Source organism: Bradyrhizobium sp. USDA 376 (assembly GCF_054063675.1).
This window is the reverse complement of the sequence record NZ_JBSSGN010000001.1, coordinates 6,738,298-6,759,580: the sequence shown is the minus strand read 5'-3', so window position 1 is coordinate 6,759,580 and position 21,283 is coordinate 6,738,298. Positions and strand designations below refer to the sequence as shown.

Genomic DNA, 21,283 nt, shown 5'->3' with positions numbered 1-21,283 from the left:
GAGGGATTTACCTTGAGCTCTTCGACGTCAGCCGCGCCGGTCGTCACCATCGGTAAGGTCAAATTCGGCAATGATCTGCCGATTTCGATCATTGCCGGGCCCTGCCAGCTCGAAAGCCGCCAGCATGCGCTGGAGGTGGCCTCTGCGCTCAAGGAGATCGCGGCGCGGCTGAACATCGGCCTCGTCTACAAGACCTCGTTCGACAAGGCCAACCGCACCAGCGCGTCGGCGGCGCGCGGGCTGGGCCTGGCGCAGTCGCTGCCGATCTTCGCCGAGATCCGTTCCTCGCTCGGCCTGCCTGTTCTGACCGACGTGCACGACGCCGCACAATGCGCCGAGGTGGCGCAGGCGGTGGACGTGCTTCAGATCCCGGCCTTCCTGTGCCGGCAGACTGATTTGCTGCTGGCGGCGGCCGCGACCGGCAAGGTCGTCAACGTCAAGAAGGGACAGTTCCTGGCCCCCTGGGACATGGCCAATGTCGTGACCAAGATCACCAGCGCCGACAATCCCAACGTGCTCGTCACCGAGCGCGGTGCGTCCTTCGGCTACAACACGCTGGTCTCCGACATGCGCGCGCTGCCGATCCTGGCGCGCACCACCGGCGCGCCCGTGATCTTCGACGCCACCCACTCGGTGCAGCAGCCGGGCGGGAAGGGCACGTCCTCCGGCGGCGAGCGCGAATTCGTGCCGGTGCTGGCGCGCGCGGCCGTCGCGGTCGGCGTTGCCGGCGTCTTCATCGAGACCCATCCCGATCCCGATCGCGCGCCGTCGGATGGCCCGAACATGGTGCCGCTGCGCGAGTTCGAGGGACTGATCGCCAGGCTGATGGCGTTCGACGCGTTGGCCAAGAATGCGTCAAAGGGCACTACGCGCTGATGCACCAGCCTGTGAACAGGCCGTCGTCCGACCAGAAATTTCCGCCCGCGATCAACATCATTGCGCTCGCCGGCTTCTCGGCCGCACTGTCGACGCGCGCGCTCGATCCCGTCCTGCCGCATGTCGCGGATGATTTTGCGATCAGCATCACGACGGCCGCAAGCATCGCGGCCGGCTTCGCCCTGATCTACGCGCTGGTTCAGCCGGCGATTGGAGCGGCCGCCGATCTGTTCGGCAAGGCGCGATTGATGACAGCGTGCCTGGCGCTGCTCGGCGTCGCCTGCATCCTGGGCGCGCTCGCCACCTCCTTCTCCGGGTTGTTCGCAAGCCGCATCCTGGCCGGCATCGCCGCAGGCGGCGTGTTTCCGGTTGCACTCGGGCTCACGGCCGATCTCGTTGCACCCGCCAAGCGGCAGGTTGCGATCGGACGCACGATGGCGGGCTCGATGACCGGCAATCTGCTCGGCTCATCCGCCAGCGGAATCATCGGCGATTTCATCGGCTGGCGCGGCGTGCTCGTGATCCTCGGCGCACTCGGCCTGATTGCAGCCGTGGCGGTTGCGGCGGGTTTTCGCGGTGCCGCGCTGACGGCGCCGCCGAAGACGGATTTCAAGACGTTGCGGCAGGGCTACCGCACGATCTTCTCCAATCCCAACACGCGCTTCTGCTATTCGGCGGTGTTCGTCGAAGGTTGCTGCGTGTTCGGCCTGTTTCCCTTCATCGCCGCGTTCCTGTTCGATCTCGGTGAAAAATCGCTCTCGATCGCGGGCATCGTGATCGCGGGGTTTGCGGTCGGCGGGTTGCTCTACACCCTCACCGTATCGCGCATGCTGCCGCAGCTCGGCGTCAAGGGCATGATGATCGCTGGCGGCAGCATCGTGGCGTTGCAACTCGGTGCGCTCGCCTTCGGTCCCGGCTGGAAGCTGCAATTCGCCAGCATGCTGGCGATGGGCTGGGGCTTCTACATGATCCATGGCTGCTTGCAGGTGTTCGCCAGCGAGCTGTCGATCGGGGCGCGGGCGACCGCGATGTCGCTGCATTCATTCTTCTTCTTCATGGGACAGACGGTCGGGCCGCTCGCCTACGGCTTCGGACTCCACCATGCCGGCAAGGTGCCGACCTTGCTCGCGAGCGCCGCAATCATGGTGGTGCTGGGCCTCGTCTGCGCGTGGCTGTTGAAACAGCGCGCCCCATCGGACGCGCGCTGAGATCCAGACGGCCGCGCTGGTGGGGCGTCGTCCCTCACCATGACACCAGCGGCAACGTATACATGGCACACGAATTGCTTTGATTCTGGGCAAATCGAGGTGTGAGATCGTGGACGCCCAGACCAGCCGTTCCGCCAGCGCAGCCAGCTCGCCCCGCCTGACCGGGTATCTCACCAAGCCACCGCTGCGGCGTTTCCTCACCGATTGCCACGCCGAATTCCGCTCCGACAATTCCGGCGAGCTCGCCGACTACATCCCCGAGCTGAAGCGCGCCAATCCCGATCATTTCGGCATCGCGCTCGTCACCATCGACGGCCATGTCTACGAGGTCGGCGACAGCGACGTGCCGTTCACGATCCAGTCGGTGTCCAAAGCCTTCGTCTTCGCGCTGGCGCTGGAGATGGTCGGTGAGGAGCGCGTCGCGGCCACCATCGGCGTCGAGCCGAGCGGCGAAGCCTTCAACTCGATCCGGCTCACCAACGACAACCGTCCTTTCAATCCCATGGTCAATGCCGGCGCCATCGCCTGCTCGGGCCTGATCTATGAGGTGGACGGGAAGGGCGCTTTCGAGCGCGTCCGCTCAAAGCTCAGCCAGTTCGCCGGCCGCGAGCTCGGCGTCGACGAGGCCGTGCACGCCTCGGAGACCGCGACCGGCAACCGCAATCGCGCGATTGCCTGGCTGCTGCGGAATTACGCGGTGCTGCCCGACGATGTCGACGCCGTGCTCGACGTCTATTTCCGCCAATGCGCGATCCTGGTCACCGCGCGCGATCTCGCCGTGATGGCGGCAACGCTCGCCAATCGCGGCATCAATCCGGTCACGGGCGTCCAGGTGATCACGCCGAACATCGTCGCGCGCACGCTGTCGGTGATGACGAGCTCGGGCATGTACGATTATGCCGGCGAGTGGACCTATCGCGTCGGCATTCCCGCCAAGAGCGGCGTCGGCGGCGGCATCGTCGCGGCGCTGCCTTCGCAGCTCGGGCTCGGCACCTTCTCGCCGCTGCTCGACAACCATTTCAACAGCGTGCGCGGCCTGAAGGTCTGCGAGGCGCTGTCGGCGCGGTTCGACCTGCACATGCTCAACCGCAACGCGGACGTGCGCACCAGCATCATGGCGGATTACGACGTCTACGGCATCTCGTCCCGCCGCAGCCGCCAGCCGCACGAGCAGCAGATCCTCGACGAGCACCACAGCGACATCCGCGTGCTCGAGCTGGTCGGTGCGATGAATTTCGGCACGATCGACTACGTCACGCGACGGCTCACCAGCGAGCCCCCGAACGCGCCGCTCCTGATCATCGATTTCCGCCGCGTTCCCGACATCACCGCGGCCGGCGCGGAGCTGCTCGGCGAGACGCTGACCGCGCTCGGCAATGCCGGCGTCACCGCCATTCTGTCCGGCTTCGAGGAGAGCTCCGCGGTGTGGAGCGCGATCGCCGCGCGCACGGCCGAGCCGCGCCGGCTGCGCCATTTCGCGCTGCTCGATGATGCCATCGAATGGGCCGAGGACCAGGTGATCTATCGCTTCGGTGGCTTCACCGACGTCAAGGAAGGCGTGAATCTCGGCGAGCAGGCGCTGCTCGCCGAGCTCGACGCGGAGGAGATCGCCGCGATCGTCAAACTCTCGACCACGCGGCACTACGCGGCCGGCCAGCGCATCATCGCCGCCGGCGAGCTCGCCAATTCGCTGTTTTTTCTCCAGAGCGGCATGGTCAGCGTGAAGCTGCGCAGCGGCGTGCGGCTGGCATCCCTCGGCCCCGGCATGGAGTTCGGCGAAATGGCGATCCTGGAGCAGAGCCGCAGCGCCGACGTTCTCGCCGATACGCCCGTCACCTGCCTCGAGCTGCCGCTCGACAGCTTTGCCGACTACCGCCGCCTGCACCCGGAGACGTCGTTGAAGATCATGCGCAACCTCGCCGCTATCCTGGCGCGGCGGCTGGTTGCGGCCAATGCGAAGGTCGATCTGCTCAGCGCTTACTGACTATACCGAGGAATTGTTGTTCGTTCCCCGGATGCACCGCAGCGCGCCGCACTTGCGGCGTGGTGCGGTGCTGATCCGGGGTCCAGAATTCGTTGCGTTGGGTCCCGGCTCAGCGGCGCAGCGTTTCACGCTGCACCGCGTCCGGGACACAAGCAAGAGTCCGGCTCGCCTCAGTTCGCTCCACCGGTCGGGATCGGCTCCATCCCGCTCGCGACGATCGCTTCGCGTGCGGCGGGGGAGGCGAGGAAGTTTATCAAAGCCCGTCCAGCCTCGGGCTCCTTCGAGCCGGTCGCAATCCCGGCCGAGAAGATCGTGATCTTCTGCAATTCGTTCGGCAGCGGTCCGACGATGTCGATGCCCTTCACGGGCTTCAATTCGCTGATCTGCTGAAAGCCGAGTTCGGCCTCGCCATGCGCGACGATCTCGCCGACCGGCGTTGCCGGAATCTTGCGTGCCTTATCCTTCATGACGTCGGCAATGCCGAGCTTGTCGAACATCTCGGTCGAGACGTAGACGCCGCTGGCGCTGTCGGAATAGGCGATGGTTTTCGCCGCCAGCAGCGCACGCTTGACCGCGTCCACCGAGCTGATGTCCGGCTTCGGCGCGCCCGATTTCACGGCGATCCCGATCGGGGATTTGGTGAGATCGACCTGGCTGCCGGCCACGACCTTGCCCTTGCTGCCGAGGTCGTTGAGGGCATAGCCCACCATGATCAGGACATCGGCCGGCTCGCCGCGCTCGAGCCGCACCGGAATCGCATTGGTGGTGGTCCCCATCGACGGCCCATATTCCGTCAGCACCTTGTTGCCGGTGGCTTTCTCGAATTCCGGCACGAGCGCCTTGTAGGCAGCCGTCAATCCGCCCGAGATCATCACCCGGACTTCGGCAGCGTTGGAGGCGCCGGTGAGCCAAACGACGCTCAGAAGGCCCAGGGCAGCGCTGCGGAATGTCGCTGACATCGATTTCATTGTTGTTCTTCTCCTATTAGCCCCGCCCGCGATAGGGCGCGACGCCTTGCTCGGGCACCCACAGGCCCTTCGGCACGCGGCCGGTCTGCCAGAACACGTCGATCGGGATGCCGCCGCGTGGATACCAGTAGCCGCCGATGCGCAGCCATTTCGGCTTGATCTCGCTCGCGATGCGCTTGCCGATCATCACGGTGCAATCCTCGTGGAAGGCGCCATGATTGCGGAAGCTCGCGATGTAGAGTTTCAGCGACTTCGACTCCAGCAGCCACGCACCCGGCGCGTAGTCGATCATCAGATGCGCGAAATCCGGCTGGCCCGTGACCGGGCAGAGCGAGGTGAATTCCGGCACGGTGAAGCGCACCAGATAGTCCGTGCCGGCTTGCGGATTGGGCACGCGATCGAGCTGGGCTTCTTCCGGTGTGTGCGGCCATTCGACCGCGCGGCCGAGCTGGAGGGATTTTTTCGCCATCGTCGTCACATCCTTTGGAGCATGATCCGGAAAAGTGGGCACCGGTTTTCCGAAAGATCATGCTCAATCAAAAACGGCTAGAGCGCGATAAGATCGCGCTCTAGAGGATGTCGGGATGGACGCAATCGCGGCCGTCGTCAACCCGAGGCGATCGTCTGGATCATGACGATCCGGTCGTTGCCGGACTCGCAGCCCCACAGCTCGCCCGGACGGCCGTCGAGCTGGCGGACATTGGCGTTGGCCTTGTCGCTGACGAAGACGTTGAACGTCTCGGTGGCGGGATCGAAACGCACGATGGCATTGGCCGAAAAATCCGTCAGCCACACCTTGTCCTTGTCGTCGACATAGACCGCGTAGGCGCGGGGACGCTCGCCCGGCAGCTTCCATGTCTTCCAGTATCCGTCGGCGGGATCATGCACCGAGACATGGCCGCTGTTCCACTCGCTGACCCAGATCCGGCTCTTCGAATCCGACCAGACCCGCCGCGCGCCCTGGTTGGGTGTCGGCGGCTCGACGACATGGGCGCTGCCCGTCGCAAGGTCGATCCTGGCGATATGGCTGCCGGCGAGCGAGGCGTACCAGACGTCGCCCTTGGGCGTCACGGTGATGCCGTAGGGCCCGATGCCCTTCGGTGCCCTGAACACGCTCATCTCGCCCGACTTCGGCGCGAGGCGGCCGTAATATCCGGACAGGCCAGTGAACCAATAGGTCCCGGTCTTGTCGAACACGCCGGTGTTGAGATTGGCGGAGGCGAACTTTTCCGGCAGGCGGAACAGCGTGACCTTGAGATCGCCGGGATCGACCCGCGCGATCGCGTTCTGGCCGCCTTCGGTGATCCAGGGGGCGCCGTCGGGGCCGATCGTCACGCCGTGCGGGGCGGCGCCCTGGCCGAGGCTGACCGTCTTGAAACCGCCATCCCGGGGATCGAGCCTGCCGAGCAGGCCCTTGCCCTGGGCGGTGAACCAGACCGTGCCGTCAGGGGCGGGCGTGAGATCGTGCAAGCCAATGCCGGCGCTGATCGGGAAATATTTTGTCCGGAACGAGGCCTCCTGCGCAAGGCTTGGGCGGGCGGCAAGGACGGCGGCGCTCGAAGCAAGAAACTGGCGGCGATTCATGGCGTTACCTCGACTCCTTGGGATTGAGGATGGACGCGCAGACCCGGCGTTCTCAAGCTTAGTCCCGGGTGCTTCACGCGTCAGCCGAAGCGGCTCGTCCAAGCGTTCACATTTGCTTGCGGCCCGTGTAAGACCCGCGGCACCGATCAGCCCTAACGAACGGAAGTGCACATCATGACCGCCATCATCGACATCATCGGCCGCGAAATTCTCGATAGCCGGGGCAATCCCACCGTCGAGGTCGACGTCGTGCTGGAAGATGGCGCGCTCGGCCGCGCCGCCGTGCCGTCGGGCGCCTCGACCGGCGCCCATGAGGCGGTGGAACTGCGCGATGGCGACAAGGCCCGCTATCTCGGCAAGGGCGTCACCAAGGCGGTCGGCGCCGTCAATGGCGAGATCTTCGAGGCCCTGAGCGGCCTCGACGTCGAGCAGCAGGCCCAGATCGACCAGATCATGATCGATCTCGACGGCACGCCGAACAAGAGCCGGCTGGGCGCGAACGCCATCCTCGGCGTGTCGCTGGCCTGCGCCAAGGCTGCCGCGAATTCGCTCGACATGCCGCTCTACCGTTACGTCGGCGGCACCTCGGCGCGGCTCCTGCCGGTGCCGATGATGAACATCATCAATGGCGGCGTGCATGCCGACAATCCGATCGACTTCCAGGAATTCATGATCCTCCCGGTCGGCGCCTCGTCCTTCGCCGAGGGCCTGCGCTACGGCGCGGAGGTGTTCCACACGCTGAAGTCGGAGCTCAAGAAAGCCGGCCACAACACCAATGTCGGCGACGAGGGCGGCTTCGCCCCGAACCTGCCGTCGGCCGACGCCGCGCTCGACTTCGTCATGAACGCGATCGGCAAGGCCGGCTTCAAGGCGGGCACCGACATCGTGCTTGGCCTCGACTGCGCTTCGACCGAGTTCTTCAAGGACGGCAAATACGTCTACGAAGGCGAGGGCAAGACGCGCTCGATCTCCGAGCAGGCCAAGTATCTCGGCGACCTCGTTTCGCGTTATCCGATCGTCACCATCGAGGACGGCATGTCGGAAGACGACATGGACGGCTGGAAGGAGCTCACCGACCTCGTCGGCAAGAAGTGCCAGCTCGTCGGCGACGACCTGTTCGTCACCAACGTCAAGCGCCTCGCCGAAGGCATCAAGGCCGGCCGCGCCAACTCGATCCTGATCAAGGTCAACCAGATCGGCACGCTGACCGAGACGCTCGCCGCCGTCGAGATGGCGCACAAGGCCGGCTACACCTCCGTGATGTCGCACCGCTCCGGCGAGACCGAGGATTCCACCATCGCCGATCTCGCGGTCGCCACCAATTGCGGGCAGATCAAGACCGGCTCCCTTGCGCGTTCCGACCGCACCGCCAAATACAACCAGCTCCTGCGCATCGAGCAGCAGCTCGGCAAGCAGGCGCTGTATGGCGGCAAGGCGGCACTGAAGGCGCTGGCATAAGCCGGCGTCACCGCGCGAAAGCACGAAAAACAGGACAGGGGAGGATCGACATGAGCGACGGCAAGACCGGACTGCAACTGCGTTCGCTGATCAAGGCGAGCGGTGAGCTGGAAATCTCGCTGGTCGACGTGCCGACCCCCGAGCCCGCCGCGGACGAGGTCGTCGTCCGCGTCGAGGCGACGCCGATCAACCCGTCCGACCTCGGCCTGCTCGTCGGCGCCGCCGACATGAGCACGGCCAAGGCTTCGGGCACGAAGGATGCGCCCGTCATGACGGCAACCGTGCCGCAAGGCGCGATGCGCGCGATGGGGGCGCGGCTCGACCAGTCGCTGCCGGTCGGCAATGAAGGTGCCGGCGTCGTCATCAAGACCGGCTCGTCGGATGCTGCGAAGGCGCTGATGGGCAAGACGGTCGCGATGATCGGCGGCGCCATGTACGCGCAATACCGCACCCTGAAGGCGAGGGACTGCCAGCCGCTGCCCGAGGGCACCACGGCGGCGGAGGGCGCGTCCTGGTTCGTCAATCCGCTCACCGCGCTCGGCATGACCGAGACGATGCGGCGCGAGGGCCACAAGGCGCTGGTGCACACCGCGGCGGCCTCCAATCTCGGGCAGATGCTGAACAAGATCTGCCTTGCCGACGGCATCCCGCTGGTCAACATCGTGCGCAGCAAGGAGCAGGCGGAGATCCTGAAGAAGATCGGCGCCAAATATATCGTCGATTCCAGCGCGCCTAGCTTCCTCGACGATCTCACCAATGCCTTGGTCGAGACCGGCGCCACCATCGCCTTCGACGCCATCGGCGGCGGCAAGCTTGCCGGCGACATCCTCAATTGCATGGAAGTCGCGATCAACAAGACCGCCAAGGAATACAGCCGCTACGGCTCCAGCGTGCACAAGCAGGTCTATGTCTATGGCGCGCTCGATGTCCGTCCGATCGAGCTGCCGCGCGGCTTCGGCATGGCCTGGGGCGTCGGCGGCTGGCTCTTGACCCCGTTCCTCCAGAAGATCGGTCCGGCCGATATCGGACGGCTGCGCCAGCGCGTCGTGAACGAACTGAAGACCACCTTCGCCAGCCACTACACCAAGGTGGTGTCGCTTCCCGAGGCACTCGATCCCGTCAACATCGCGTCGTATGCCAAACGCGCCACCGGCGAAAAATTCCTCATCAACCCAAATAAATTGTCGTGATGTGCGACGGCAGATCACCGAAAGAAGGACTTGCCTTCTGAGCGAAGCGGGGGATTATTCCCGCCGCCGTTGAAAGCGGAAAAACCGCAAAGGCGCTCAGAAGGGGACTTCATTCCATGGCCGATCTCAATCGTCGTCATCTGCTCGCGGGCGTCGCCGCCGTCGGTGCGGCTGCCGCCACCGGACTTCGCCCGACCACTGCCAATGCCTCAGTGCCGCCAGCCGGGACGCAGGCGCCGGGCTTCTATCGCTACAAGGTCGGCAGCTTGGAGTGTACGTCGATCAACGACGGCGCGCGCACCTTCCCGATGCCCGACAAGTTCGTCGTCAACGTGCCGAAGGAAGAAGCCGCGGCCGCCGGCGAAGCCGCTTACATGCCCAAGGGCATGGTCACGGTGCCGTTCAATCCGCAGCTGATCAACACCGGCTCCAAGCTCGTGCTGATCGATACCGGCAACGGCGTCGCCAATCTCGAGCCGAGCAAGGGCGCCGTCGGCCGCACCTTACAAAACCTTGCCGCCGCTGGCGTCGACCCCAAGAACATCGACGTCGTGCTGCTGTCGCATCTGCACCCTGATCACACCAACGGCATCCGTCTCGCCGACGGCGCGCTCGCGTTCCCGAACGCGGAGATCATGGTGCCGGGCAAGGACTGGGAGTTCTGGACCAGCGAGGACAACGCCGCCAAGGCCGAGTCCAATCCGATGATGAAGAACTACTTCGCCAACGTGAAGAAGACCTTCGCCGGGCTTGAGTCCAAGGTGACGAAGTTCGAGTGGGGCAAGGAGGTGGCGCCCGGCATCACCTCGATCGCGACCCCCGGCCATACGCCCGGCCACACCTCGTTCGCGGTCGCCTCGGGCGATGCCAAGGTCCTGATCCAGTCCGATGTCACCAACATTCCGGAATTCTTCCTGCGCAATCCGGACTGGCACGTGATGTTCGACACTGACGCCGCGCTGGCGCAGGCGACGCGCCACAAGTTCTACGACATGGCGGCGGCGGAGAAGGCCACCGTGATCGGCTTCCACTTCACCTTCCCCTCGGTCGGTCACGTCGAGAAGGACGGCGCCAAATATCGCCTGATCCCGTCGGCCTGGAATCCAACGATCTGATCCGGGCGAGACGTTTGTGCGAAACATCAGGCCGCCGCTGGGCGGCCTGATTGTTTTGGACGACCATCTGCTTTCGAGAAACTCAGTGTTTCCAAATCGCACCGGTTCATGCACTTGCATCCATCGCGCCGGATCGCTTAAGTGCCGCCCCGGCACTCCCGCTCAAGCCCTCGAGGACACCCATGGCCTACAACATCGTCGTTATCGCCGGCAGCCTGCGCAAGGACAGCTTTTCGCTCAAGATCGCCAATGCGCTCGCCAAGCTCGCGCCGGCCTCGCTCAAGCTCGAGGTCGTCACGCCGGCGGGCATCTCCTTCTTCAATCAGGACCTCGAGGGCGCGCCGCCCGCGGACTGGCTGGCCTTCCGCGACAAGCTGCAGAAGTCGGACGGCGTCATCTTCGTCACCCCCGAATACAACCGCGCCATTCCTGGCGCCCTGAAGAATGCCATCGACGTCGCCTCTCGGCCCTATGGCAAGAGCTCGTTCAACGGCAAGCCGGTCGGCATCATGTCGAACTCGCCGGGACCGCTCGGCGGCGTCAGCGCCGCCAAGACGCTGCAGAACATCCTGCCGGGCATTACCGGCCCGATCATGCAGCAGCCCGAGACCTACCTGAACGCCGTCGGCGACGCCTTCGATGCGGACGGCAACCTCGCCAAGGACTCGCTGAAGGGTGTGCTGCAGGCCTACATCGACGCCTTCGCCACCCACGTGGGGAAGCATCACGGCTGAGGCTGAATACCTCGCGGCCGCACTGAAAGTCCTCATCCTGAGGAGGCGCGTCAGCGCCGTCTCGAAGGATGGCCGCGGGGACACCGGGGCCTTCATGGTTCGAGACGGCCGCTATGCGGCCTCCTCACCATGAGGGTCGCGTGTCACGGGCCGCGGAGAGGCAGGGATGGTTTGGCGTTAGCGCTCCCTTAACCAAGCTGCCCCATCATCCCAAGATGGTCTCCCGTGCACGCCTGAAATCGATCCTGACCGGTCTCGCCCTCTATGCGATGGCGGCCGCCATCGTCGGCTATTTCGGCGTCAACGCATATACCGGCAAGTACGGCCTCAACGCGCGCCAGGAACTTGATCAGGAGATCATCGCGCTGACGAGCGAGCTGGCGCAGCTCAAGCGCGAGCGTGCCAGGAGCGAGCAGCGCGTCTCGCTGCTGCGCACCGCGAGGATCGATCCCGACATGCTGGACGAGCGGGCCCGGTTCCAGCTCGACTACGTCAATCCGCATGATCTCGTTCGGATAATTCCGGCGAAGTAGCGCTTTCCGCGCTATTCGAAACCGGCCTCGAAAGCTGGCGCTGGACCGGCAGTTGCTTCTCCATCACACCAAGGTCGCAAGGCGGCAGCCTTGACGGAGTAGCGCCGGCGGGGGCATGGCTTGTTCGACGCGCTGCCCCCAAGGTTGACAAAGATCAACCTGGCCGCGCCGGCACGCCTTAAGATTGCCATCCGGAGGAAACGGTGATGAATGGGCAAGCCCCCCAGCATCACGCGGCCCGTGTCGAGGCCGCCATCGCATCAGGCCAGGCGGCTCGTTCCGCGCTCGTGGCCTCCTGGCGCCGTTCCTCCCGACTGCATCATCTCGACCCCTCCGGCCGCGGCCTGCCGCAGCGGCTGACGGAGGCGGAACTGCGCGAGGCGCGCGAGCGCATCGCGCCGTTGCTGGCCGCCGCGCAGGGCGCCATGGACCGGCTCTATCAGGCGGTGGGCGCGGCCGGCTGCTGCGTGCTGCTCGCCGACGGCGAGGGGGTGCCGGTCGACCGTCGCGGCACGCCCGCGGACGATGCGACGTTCCAGTCCTGGGGCCTGTGGACCGGCGCGCTCTGGAGCGAGGAGCACGAGGGCACCAACGGCATCGGCACCTGCGTCGTCGAGCAGCGGCCGCTGACGATCGATCGCGACCAGCACTTCTTCACCCGCAACACGCTTCTGAGCTGCACCGCCGTTCCGATCTACGACCACGAGGCGGCGTTTGCCGGCGTGCTCGACGTCTCCTCCTGCCGCGCCGACCGCACCGATGCGTTCTCCAGTCTGATCGCGCTGGCGGCGGGCGAGGCGGCCAAACGCATCGAGGCCGACATGTTCCGCCGCGCCTTCGCCCATGCCCGCATCGTGCTGACGCCGGCCGCGGACGGCCAGTGCGGCGGCCTCGTGGCCGTCGATGCGGACGATCTCGTGATCGGCGCGACCCGTTCCGCCCGGGTCGGACTTGGCATTGGACTTGGGATCGCGCCCGGCCGCCCGTTGCGGCCAGTGCCCGCGGCCGATCTGCTCGGCGGCGATATCGCGCGCGACCACCTTGCCGGCGGTCAGCGCGCGGTGTTGCAGCGGGCGCTGCTCCGCGCAGGCGGCAATGTTTCCGCCGCCGCCAAGGCCCTCGGCGTCAGCCGCGCCACGCTGCACCGGAAGCTCAAGCGGTTCGAGCTGAACCACTGAGCTCTATCCCTCATGGTGAGGAGACCGCGAAGCGGTCGTCTCGAACCATGCAAGCCCCCACTGCATCTGCAGCCATCCTTCGAGACGCGCGCAAGGGCGCACTCCTCAGGATGAGGACTGAGCACGCCGGTGCAGCCCACGACTGTCGCAGAACTGCGACAGGTCCGCTCCGCCATCGCTTCCGCCCGGGCTGACAGAAAACGCCTCCCGCATCATCGTCTGCGCAAGTCGCGAACACGCGACGACAAGCGCAAACAGCAACATCGGGAGTGATCAAATGAACAAGGTGGAATTCCTCGGCGTCACCCAGCATCCCTTCGCCGAACGCTATGACAATTTCATCGGCGGCAAGTTCGTCCCGCCGGCTGCCGGCAAGTATTTCGACAATGCCTCGCCGGTGAACGGCCAGATCGTCTGCAAGATCGCGCGCTCCGACGCGCAGGACGTCGAGGCAGCCCTCGATGCGGCGCATGCTGCGAAGGGCGCCTGGGGGCGCAAAAGCGTCGCCGAGCGCGCCGCGATCCTGAACAAGATCGCCGACCGCATGGAAGAGAATCTCGAGCGCCTCGCGGTTGCCGAGACCTGGGACAACGGCAAGCCGATCCGCGAGACCCGCGCCGCCGACCTGCCGCTCGCCATCGATCATTTCCGCTATTTCGCCGGCGTGGTGCGTGCCCAGGAAGGCTCGATCGGTGAGATCGATCACGACACCATCGCCTATCATTTCCACGAGCCGCTCGGCGTGGTCGGCCAGATCATTCCCTGGAACTTCCCGCTGCTGATGGCCTGCTGGAAGCTTGCGCCTGCGCTGGCCGCCGGCAATTGCGTGGTGCTCAAGCCCGCCGAGCAGACCCCGGCCTCGATCATGGTCTGGGCCGAGATCATCGCCGACCTGCTGCCGCCTGGCGTCCTCAATATCGTCAACGGCTTTGGCCTCGAGGCCGGCAAGCCGCTGGCGTCCAGCCCGCGCATCGCCAAGATCGCCTTCACCGGCGAGACCTCGACGGGCCGGCTGATCATGCAATATGCCAGCCAGAACCTCATCCCTGTCACGCTGGAGCTCGGCGGCAAGTCGCCGAACATCTTCTTCAAGGACGTCACCGCCGAGGACGACGATTTCTTCGACAAGGCGATCGAGGGCTTCGTCATGTTCGCGCTGAACCAGGGCGAGGTCTGCACTTGTCCCAGCCGGGCGCTGGTCCATGCCGACATCTACGACCGTTTCATGGAGCGGGCGCTGAAGCGCGTCGCCGCGATCAAGCAGGGCGATCCGCGTGTGGCCGACACCATGATCGGCGCGCAGGCCTCGAGCGAGCAGCTCGCAAAGATCCTCTCCTATATCGACATCGGCAAGCAGGAAGGAGCCAAGGTGCTGGCTGGCGGCGGTCGCGCCGAGCTTGGCGGCGATCTCGCCAGCGGCTTCTACGTCCAGCCGACGGTGTTCGAGGGCCACAACAAGATGCGCATCTTCCAGGAGGAGATCTTCGGCCCGGTCGTCTCGGTCACGACCTTCAAGAACGATGACGAAGCGCTCGCGATCGCCAACGACACGCTCTATGGCCTCGGGGCCGGCGTCTGGAGCCGCGATGCCAACCGCTGCTATCGCTTCGGCCGCGCGATCCAGGCCGGCCGGGTCTGGACCAATTGCTACCATGCCTATCCCGCGCATGCGGCGTTCGGCGGCTACAAGCAGTCGGGCGTCGGTCGCGAGACCCACAAGATGATGCTCGATCACTATCAGCAGACCAAGAATCTCCTGGTCAGCTACAGCCCGAAAAAGCTCGGCTTCTTCTGATCGAGCCGGATAGGGCGACGCAACCCTGCGCCGCCCGTTCCACCGTCATCGATCTGTCAGAGAATTGGGACAAGACGGCAGCGCCGCGCCTATCTGGGTTCGGCGCTGCCGGCATTCGCTGCAATGCCGGGCAAAGACGGAGGCTTGGTGATGCGGAACCCTCGTTCTCGACGGACAATGTATTTTGGAGGGATGCTGTTCGGTGCAGCGATGTTCCCGCTGTCGATGGCCCTCGCGCAGACCGGCGCCGCGCCATCGGGCGCAAAACCATTCCTGACCGTCGATGGAAAGGCGCCCCTGGTCCTCGGACATCGCGGCCTGCCGGGACTGGTGCCGGAAGAGACCGAGGCCTCGTATGACCTCGCTTCTGCCGTCGGGACCGACGCGCTCGAAGAGGATTTGCACCTGACCAAGGATTGCGTGCTGGTCGTGCGGCATAATCCCTGGCTCAGCGACAACACTGACATTGCCGAGGTTGCGAAGACCAATGCGACCGTGGCCGCGCGCAAGCGCACGGTGCCCGGCGTGCGCGTCAAGGCGCCGGCTTCCCCGAGCGCGCCTGCCGATTACCTGACGGATCTCACCGATCCGGCTGATCCGAAATCGGTGCTGAAGTCATTGATCGTGGACGGCGAGGACCACACCAACGACTGGTCGATCACCGACTTCACGATGGCCGAGCTGAAGGAATGGATCGCCGGCACCACCTATGACGCGGCCAACGAGCGGCCGAAGGTCTTCAATGGCAAGCTCCCGATCATCAGCTTCCAGGACGTCATCGACATCGCCAAGGCCAGGAGCAAGGAGACCGGGCGGTCCATCCTCGTCTACCCCGAAACCAAGAACCCGACCTGGAACAATGCCCAGGCGATCGCCAATGGTTGCGGCGCGGCCGGCAGCCGTCCGCTCGAGGATGCCCTGATCAAGATCATCAAGGACAATGGCCTCAACACCAGGGACGCCCCCATCCTGGTCCAGAGCTTCGAGCCCGGCAGCCTGAAATATATGCGCAGCCACGGGCTCCAGACGCGGCAGGTCCAGCTGATCGACGGCAACGGCATCGACTTCAAAACCGGCAAGGTTCTCCTCAACAACATCACGAGCTCGCGTCCGTTCGACTGGACGGTTGCGGGCGTTGCGCGCCTCTACGATGCGATGCTGACTCCGGAGGGGCTTGCCGAGATCAAGACCTATGCCGACGGCATCGGTCCGTGGAAGGCCTATATCGTTCCACTCAAGATCGCGCCGTGGAAGGACAGCAATGCCGACGGCACGCCCTACAAGGGATCGACGCCGGAGGCTTCGACACAGGAACCGACCAGCCTCGTCACCGATGCGCACAAGCTCGGCCTGTTCGTGCACGTCTTCACCTTCCGGAACGAGAAGAAATATCTCGCCGCCGACTATCGCGGTGATCCCAGCCTTGAATATCTCAAATTTTTCCGGCTCGGCGTCGATGGGGTCTTCAGCGACTTCACGCATACCGGCGTTGCGGCCCGCGCAGCGTATTTGCGCGAGCTGGGCTGGTAGGCGGCATGGCGAATCGGACGTGTGCGAGGGATCAGACCCGACGATAAACGCGCCCGAATTTCGTTGCGTGGGTGGCAAGCGCCACGTTCGCTGGCGGGTGAGCTAAAGTTGCCTGATCAGGCCCAAAGGTTTTGCAAAGTTTCGGCCACGTTGCAGTGCGGCATAATGAAAGTCGTGCCATGCCGCCGCGGTGCTTTCCAAGGGCGTTTGACTTGGGTTAGAGAGGGCGAAAGTTTTCTCTGACCCGGAATTCCCATGGCCGCACCCAAGAAAGCCGCCGCAGGCGCTGCACAGGACAAGACCGACGGCGGTTCGCCCCCGGAATTCACCAGAGAGCAGGAGCTCAAGGCGCTCCGCGACATGCTCCTGATCCGGCGGTTCGAGGAAAAGGCCGGCCAGCTCTACGGCATGGGCGCCATCGGCGGCTTCTGCCATCTCTATATCGGCCAGGAGGCCGTGGTGGTCGGCATGCAGATGGCCCTGAAGGAGGGCGATCAGGTCATCACCGGCTATCGCGATCACGGCCATATGCTTGCCACCGGCATGGATGCCAATGGCGTGATGGCCGAGCTCACGGGACGCCGCGGCGGCTATTCCAAGGGCAAGGGCGGCTCCATGCACATGTTCAGCAAGGAGAAGCACTTTTACGGCGGCCACGGCATCGTCGGCGCCCAGGTCTCGCTCGGCACGGGTCTGGCCTTCGCCAACAACTATCGCGGCAACGGCAATGTCAGCGTCACCTATTTCGGCGACGGCGCGGCCAACCAGGGCCAGGTCTATGAGAGCTTCAACATGGCGGAGCTCTGGAAGCTGCCGGTGATCTACGTCATCGAGAACAACCGCTATGCCATGGGCACCTCTGTCTCGCGCGCTTCGGCGCAACAGGATTTCTCCAAGCGCGGCGCGTCCTTCAACATCCCTGGCAAGCAGGTCGACGGCATGGACGTCCGCGCCGTCAAGGCTGCCGGCGACGAGGCGGCCGCCTGGTGTCGCGCCGGCAAGGGTCCCTTCATCCTGGAGATGCAGACCTACCGCTATCGCGGCCACTCGATGTCCGATCCTGCAAAATATCGCACACGCGAGGAGGTCGAGAAGGTCCGCCACGACCAGGACCCGATCGAGCAGGTCCGCAATCGCCTGCTGGCGGCCAAGGTCAGCGAGGCCGATCTCAAGGCGATCGACGCCGAGGTGCGCGACATCGTCAACGCGTCCGCCGATTTCGCCCAGCATGATCCCGAGCCGGATGCCGCCGAGCTCTGGACCGACATTTACCGCTGAACGCGCGCAAGCTTTCTTTTGGAGTCGATATGCCAATTCAAGTGCTGATGCCCGCGTTGTCGCCCACGATGGAAAAGGGCAACCTTGCCAAATGGCTGAAGAAAGAGGGCGAGACGATCAAGTCGGGTGACGTGATCGCCGAGATCGAGACCGATAAGGCGACCATGGAGGTCGAGGCGACCGACGAGGGCACGCTCGGCAAGATCCTGATCCCCGAGGGCACCGCCGATGTCGCGGTGAACACGCCGATCGCGACCATCCTCGCCGATGGTGAAAGCGCGGCGGATCTTGCGAAAGCACCTGCGCCGGCCGCGAAGGCTGCAGAGTCCGCGCCGCCTGCTGCAGCAAAGGCCGAAGCGCCTGCGCCGAAGGCCGCGCCCGCTCCGCAGGCCGTTGCCGAACCCGATCCCGAGGTGCCCGCCGGCACCGAGATGGTGACGCAGACCATCCGTGAAGCGCTGCGCGATGCCATGGCCGAAGAGATGCGCCGCGACGCCGACGTCTTCGTGATGGGCGAAGAGGTCGCTGAATATCAGGGCGCCTACAAGGTCACCCAGGGTCTGTTGCAGGAGTTCGGCGCCAAGCGCGTCATCGACACCCCGATCACCGAGCACGGCTTCGCCGGCGTCGGCGTCGGTGCCGCCATGACCGGGCTGAAGCCGATCGTCGAGTTCATGACCTTCAACTTCGCCATGCAGGCGATCGACCAGATCATCAACTCCGCGGCCAAGACGCTCTACATGTCCGGCGGCCAGATGGGCTGCTCGATCGTGTTCCGCGGGCCGAACGGCGCCGCTGCGCGCGTCGCCGCCCAGCACAGCCAGGACTATTCGGCCTGGTATTCGAACATTCCGGGCCTCAAGGTCGTCGCGCCGTTCTCGGCCGCCGACTACAAGGGCCTACTCAAGGCCGCGATCCGCGACCCCAATCCGGTGATCTTCCTCGAGAACGAGGTGCTGTACGGGCACACCGGCGAGGTGCCGAAGCTCGACGATTTCGTGATCCCGATCGGCAAGGCGCGCATCGTGCGCTCCGGGAGCCACGTCACCCTGATCTCCTGGTCGAACGGCATGACCTATGCGCTGAAGGCCGCCGACGAGCTCGCCAGGGAGGGCATCGAGGCCGAGGTGATCGATCTGCGCACGCTGCGCCCGATGGATACCGAGACCATCATCAACTCCGTCAAGAAGACCGGCCGCGCGGTCACGGTGGAAGAGGGCTGGGCCCAGAGCGGCGTCGGCGCCGAGATCGCCGCGCGCATCATGGAGAACGCGTTCGACTATCTGGATGCGCCGGTCGCCCGTGTCTCCGGCAAGGACGTGCCGATGCCCTATGCCTCGAACCTGGAGAAGCTCGCGCTGCCCTCGGCGGCGGAAGTGGTCGAGGCCGCCAAAGCCGTCTGCTACAGGTAGACCATGGCGGGCCCGAAGGAGCAGCCACTACCGCCCGACGTCATGACCCGCGAGGATGCGGTCGAGATCCTGCGCGTGTTCGTGCTGGATGGCGGGCTGTCGATGGCGTTCCAGCGCGCCTTCGAGGAGCCCGACATGTGGGGCCTGCTGCTCGTCGATCTCGCCCGCCACGCCGCGCGCGCCTATGCGCGCGAGAGCGAATATACCGAGGAAGACGCGCTGAATCGGATCCTCGACATGTTCCAGGCCGAGATCGAGCGTCCGTCCCACCGACACCGGCACCACGACGCCGCGCGGGAAGGGACACTGAAAGTGGCGATCGAATCCTATCACTTCGATTTCATGCTGGAGGCGATCCGCGAGGCGGAGGCTTCGATCGCGCAGGGCGGCCTGCCGATCGGCGCCGTGCTGACGCGCGACAACAAGATCATCGCCCGCGGCCACAACAACCGCGTGCAGGAGAACAACGTGATCCTGCACGGCGAGATGAGCTGCCTGCGCGAGGCCGGCGCGATCACGTTCCACGACACCGTCATGTACACCACGCTGTCGCCTTGCTCGATGTGCGCCGGCGCGCTCGCCCTGTTCAAGGTCAAGCTGGTGGTGATCGGCGAATCCGTCACCTTCGAGGGATCCAAGGATATTCTCGACAAGTTCGGCATCCCCTGGATCGACCTTGCCGACGACCGCTCCATCACCATGATGAAGAATTGGCGTTCCATCCCTGCCAATGAGCGCCTCTGGCAGGGCGACATCGGCAACTAAACCTGGTCTGTTCGTCTCCGCTGTCGGAGACGACGTTTTGCAAAGTTCTTCTTGAGGTCAGCATGCCCATCAACATCCTGATGCCCGCTCTCTCGCCGACGATGGAGAAGGGCAACCTCGCCAAGTGGCTGAAGAAGGAAGGCGACAAGGTCAAATCCGGCGACGTCATCGCCGAGATCGAGACCGACAAGGCGACCATGGAGGTCGAGGCCATCGACGAGGGCACGATCGCCAAGATCCTGGTGCCCGAGGGTACGCAGGACGTTCCGGTCAACGACGTGATCGCGGTGCTCGCCGGAGAAGGCGAGGACGTGAAGGCGGCCGGCGCCGCAAAGCCCACCGCCTCGGCTGCTCCGCCGAAGGCAGAGAAGCCCGCTGACGCTGCTGCGCCGGCGCCCGCGCCGGCTGCGCCCAAGGCAGCACCGCCGCCAGCCGCCGCACCCGCGCCGCAGGCCGCCGCACCGGCCGCGCAGGGCAACGGCCATGGCGGCCGCGTGTTCTCGTCGCCGCTGGCGCGTCGCCTCGCCAAGGATGCCGGCATCGATGTCGGCATGGTCACCGGCACGGGCCCGCACGGCCGTGTGGTCGCGCGCGACGTCGAGCAGGCCAAGTCCGGCAAGGGCCTCAAGGCGCCCGCCGCGGCGCCGTCGGGCGCGCCCGCGATCGCGCCGACCATGTCGGACAAGCAGATCCTGTCGCTGTTCGAGCCGGGCTCCTACGACATCGTCCCGCATGACGGCATGCGCCGCACCATCGCGCAGCGCCTGACCGCGTCGATCCAGAACGTCCCGCACTTCTATCTCACCATCGACTGCGACATCGGCAAGCTGCTCGCCGCCCGCGAGGAGATCAACGCCGCCGCGCCGAAGGACAAGGAGAAGAAGCCGCTCTACAAGATCTCGGTCAACGACTTCGTCATCAAGGCGATGGCGGTCGCGTTGCAGAAGATCCCGAACTGCAATGTCAGCTGGACCGAAAGCGGCATGGTCAAGCACCACCATTCCGACGTCGGCGTTGCCGTGGCGATGCCCGGCGGTCTGATCACGCCGATCATCCGCAAGGCCGAGACCAAGACGCTCTCGACCATCTCCAACGAGATGAAGGATTTCGCCGCGCGCGCCCGCTCGCGCAAGCTGAAGCCCGAGGAATATCAGGGCGGCACGACGGCCGTCTCCAACCTCGGCATGTACGGCATCAGCCACTTCACCGCCGTGATCAACCCGCCGCATGCGACAATCCTCGCGGTCGGCACCAGCGAGGAACGGCCCGTCGTGCGTGGCGGCAAGATCGAGATCGCGCACATGATGAGCGTGACCTTGTCCTGCGATCACCGCGCCATCGACGGCGCGCTCGGCGCCGAGCTGATCGGCGCGTTCAAGCAGCTGATCGAAAATCCCGTCATGATGATGGTCTGACGCGGCGGCAAAGGGGGCAACCTTGCATGTCCGTACCCGCTGGCCATGGATATCGCTGCTGCTTGGAGCCGTCGTCGCGCTCAACCCGGTTGGGCTCGAATTTCTTCACTCTGCGTTCTTTGCCGGCGAGCAACTGGCACGGAACATCGCCCAGCCCATTGTGCTCACCGCGTTGGCCATCATGGTCCTGGCGGTGCTGCTCGAATGGCTGGTGAGATCTTTTCTGGTCAAGCGCCGCGCCCGCGGCGCCTCTTGAGTTG

The 21,283-nt window shown here is 65.2% G+C and carries 19 protein-coding genes and 1 pseudogene; 17 read left to right on the top strand and 3 right to left on the bottom strand.

Annotated features, from left to right (window positions below; all coding sequences use genetic code 11):
* The first annotated feature begins 12 nt into the window (after positions 1-12).
* From kdsA to glsA, 3 genes are all read left to right on the top strand, one after another.
* Entirely contained in the window at positions 13-876 is an 864-nt protein-coding gene (kdsA, locus tag ACVJ19_RS31440; protein WP_453953021.1) for a 3-deoxy-8-phosphooctulonate synthase, read from the top strand.
* Complete coding sequence (locus ACVJ19_RS31435; RefSeq protein WP_453953020.1) at positions 876-2,084, top strand: MFS transporter; 1,209 nt, start codon at positions 876-878, stop codon at positions 2,082-2,084. The genes kdsA and ACVJ19_RS31435 overlap by 1 nt, the downstream gene beginning before the upstream one ends.
* A gap of 109 nt (positions 2,085-2,193) precedes the next feature.
* A complete protein-coding gene (gene glsA / locus ACVJ19_RS31430; protein ID WP_453953019.1) occupies positions 2,194-4,068 on the top strand; it encodes a glutaminase A in 1,875 nt (624 codons plus the stop codon).
* 170 nt (positions 4,069-4,238) lie between these two features.
* Here glsA and ACVJ19_RS31425 read toward each other — a convergent pair whose 3' ends face one another.
* The 3 genes from ACVJ19_RS31425 to ACVJ19_RS31415 all read right to left on the bottom strand — a co-directional run bounded on the left by ACVJ19_RS31425 (position 4,239) and on the right by ACVJ19_RS31415 (position 6,620).
* Positions 4,239-5,036: a substrate-binding domain-containing protein gene (locus tag ACVJ19_RS31425; RefSeq protein WP_453953018.1), complete on the bottom strand. Its 798-nt coding sequence runs from the start codon at positions 5,034-5,036 to the stop codon at positions 4,239-4,241.
* 16 nt (positions 5,037-5,052) lie between these two features.
* Positions 5,053-5,505, bottom strand: coding sequence for a preQ(1) synthase (queF, locus tag ACVJ19_RS31420; protein WP_453953017.1), 453 nt, complete (start codon positions 5,503-5,505; stop codon positions 5,053-5,055).
* A gap of 137 nt (positions 5,506-5,642) precedes the next feature.
* Positions 5,643-6,620, bottom strand: coding sequence for a Vgb family protein (locus tag ACVJ19_RS31415; RefSeq protein WP_453953016.1), 978 nt, complete (start codon positions 6,618-6,620; stop codon positions 5,643-5,645).
* Between the two features lie 174 nt (positions 6,621-6,794).
* Here ACVJ19_RS31415 and eno point away from each other — a divergent pair, with 174 nt between their 5' ends.
* The 14 genes and pseudogenes from eno (at position 6,795) to ACVJ19_RS31345 (ending at position 21,279) form a co-directional block, all read left to right on the top strand.
* Positions 6,795-8,078, top strand: a complete 1,284-nt coding sequence (gene eno, locus ACVJ19_RS31410) for a phosphopyruvate hydratase (RefSeq protein WP_453953014.1) — start codon at positions 6,795-6,797, stop codon at positions 8,076-8,078.
* A 50-nt stretch (positions 8,079-8,128) separates the two neighbouring features.
* Entirely contained in the window at positions 8,129-9,268 is a 1,140-nt protein-coding gene (locus ACVJ19_RS31405; protein WP_453953013.1) for a zinc-binding dehydrogenase, read from the top strand.
* A gap of 116 nt (positions 9,269-9,384) precedes the next feature.
* A complete protein-coding gene (locus ACVJ19_RS31400; protein WP_453953012.1) occupies positions 9,385-10,383 on the top strand; it encodes an MBL fold metallo-hydrolase in 999 nt (332 codons plus the stop codon).
* A 182-nt stretch (positions 10,384-10,565) separates the two neighbouring features.
* The gene (locus ACVJ19_RS31395) at positions 10,566-11,117 is read left to right on the top strand and encodes an NADPH-dependent FMN reductase (RefSeq protein ID WP_453953011.1); all 552 of its coding nucleotides are present in this window, start codon (positions 10,566-10,568) and stop codon (positions 11,115-11,117) included.
* A gap of 215 nt (positions 11,118-11,332) precedes the next feature.
* A complete protein-coding gene (locus ACVJ19_RS31390; RefSeq protein ID WP_453953009.1) occupies positions 11,333-11,650 on the top strand; it encodes an FtsB family cell division protein in 318 nt (105 codons plus the stop codon).
* A 206-nt stretch (positions 11,651-11,856) separates the two neighbouring features.
* Positions 11,857-12,828: a GAF domain-containing protein gene (locus tag ACVJ19_RS31385; RefSeq protein ID WP_453953008.1), complete on the top strand. Its 972-nt coding sequence runs from the start codon at positions 11,857-11,859 to the stop codon at positions 12,826-12,828.
* Positions 12,829-13,105: 277 nt separating this feature from the next.
* The gene (gene adh / locus ACVJ19_RS31380; RefSeq protein WP_453953006.1) at positions 13,106-14,623 is read left to right on the top strand and encodes an aldehyde dehydrogenase; all 1,518 of its coding nucleotides are present in this window, start codon (positions 13,106-13,108) and stop codon (positions 14,621-14,623) included.
* 192 nt (positions 14,624-14,815) lie between these two features.
* Positions 14,816-16,153, top strand: coding sequence for a glycerophosphodiester phosphodiesterase family protein (locus tag ACVJ19_RS31375; protein WP_453953005.1), 1,338 nt, complete (start codon positions 14,816-14,818; stop codon positions 16,151-16,153).
* A 255-nt stretch (positions 16,154-16,408) separates the two neighbouring features.
* Entirely contained in the window at positions 16,409-17,431 is a 1,023-nt protein-coding gene (pdhA, locus tag ACVJ19_RS31370) for a pyruvate dehydrogenase (acetyl-transferring) E1 component subunit alpha (protein ID WP_453953004.1), read from the top strand.
* Between the two features lie 29 nt (positions 17,432-17,460).
* On the top strand, positions 17,461-18,843 hold the full coding sequence (locus ACVJ19_RS31365) for a pyruvate dehydrogenase complex E1 component subunit beta (protein ID WP_453953003.1): 1,383 nt from the start codon (positions 17,461-17,463) through the stop codon (positions 18,841-18,843).
* 3 nt (positions 18,844-18,846) lie between these two features.
* A pseudogene (locus ACVJ19_RS31360) lies at positions 18,847-19,153 on the top strand (DUF5076 domain-containing protein).
* A 2-nt stretch (positions 19,154-19,155) separates the two neighbouring features.
* Positions 19,156-19,608 carry a nucleoside deaminase gene (locus ACVJ19_RS31355; RefSeq protein WP_018642238.1) on the top strand — a complete coding sequence of 151 codons (453 nt, stop codon included), beginning with the start codon at positions 19,156-19,158 and terminating at the stop codon, positions 19,606-19,608.
* A 62-nt stretch (positions 19,609-19,670) separates the two neighbouring features.
* Positions 19,671-21,023, top strand: coding sequence for a pyruvate dehydrogenase complex dihydrolipoamide acetyltransferase (locus ACVJ19_RS31350; RefSeq protein WP_453953002.1), 1,353 nt, complete (start codon positions 19,671-19,673; stop codon positions 21,021-21,023).
* 22 nt (positions 21,024-21,045) lie between these two features.
* Positions 21,046-21,279 carry a hypothetical protein gene (locus tag ACVJ19_RS31345; RefSeq protein ID WP_212336090.1) on the top strand — a complete coding sequence of 78 codons (234 nt, stop codon included), beginning with the start codon at positions 21,046-21,048 and terminating at the stop codon, positions 21,277-21,279.
* Positions 21,280-21,283: the final 4 nt, after the last annotated feature.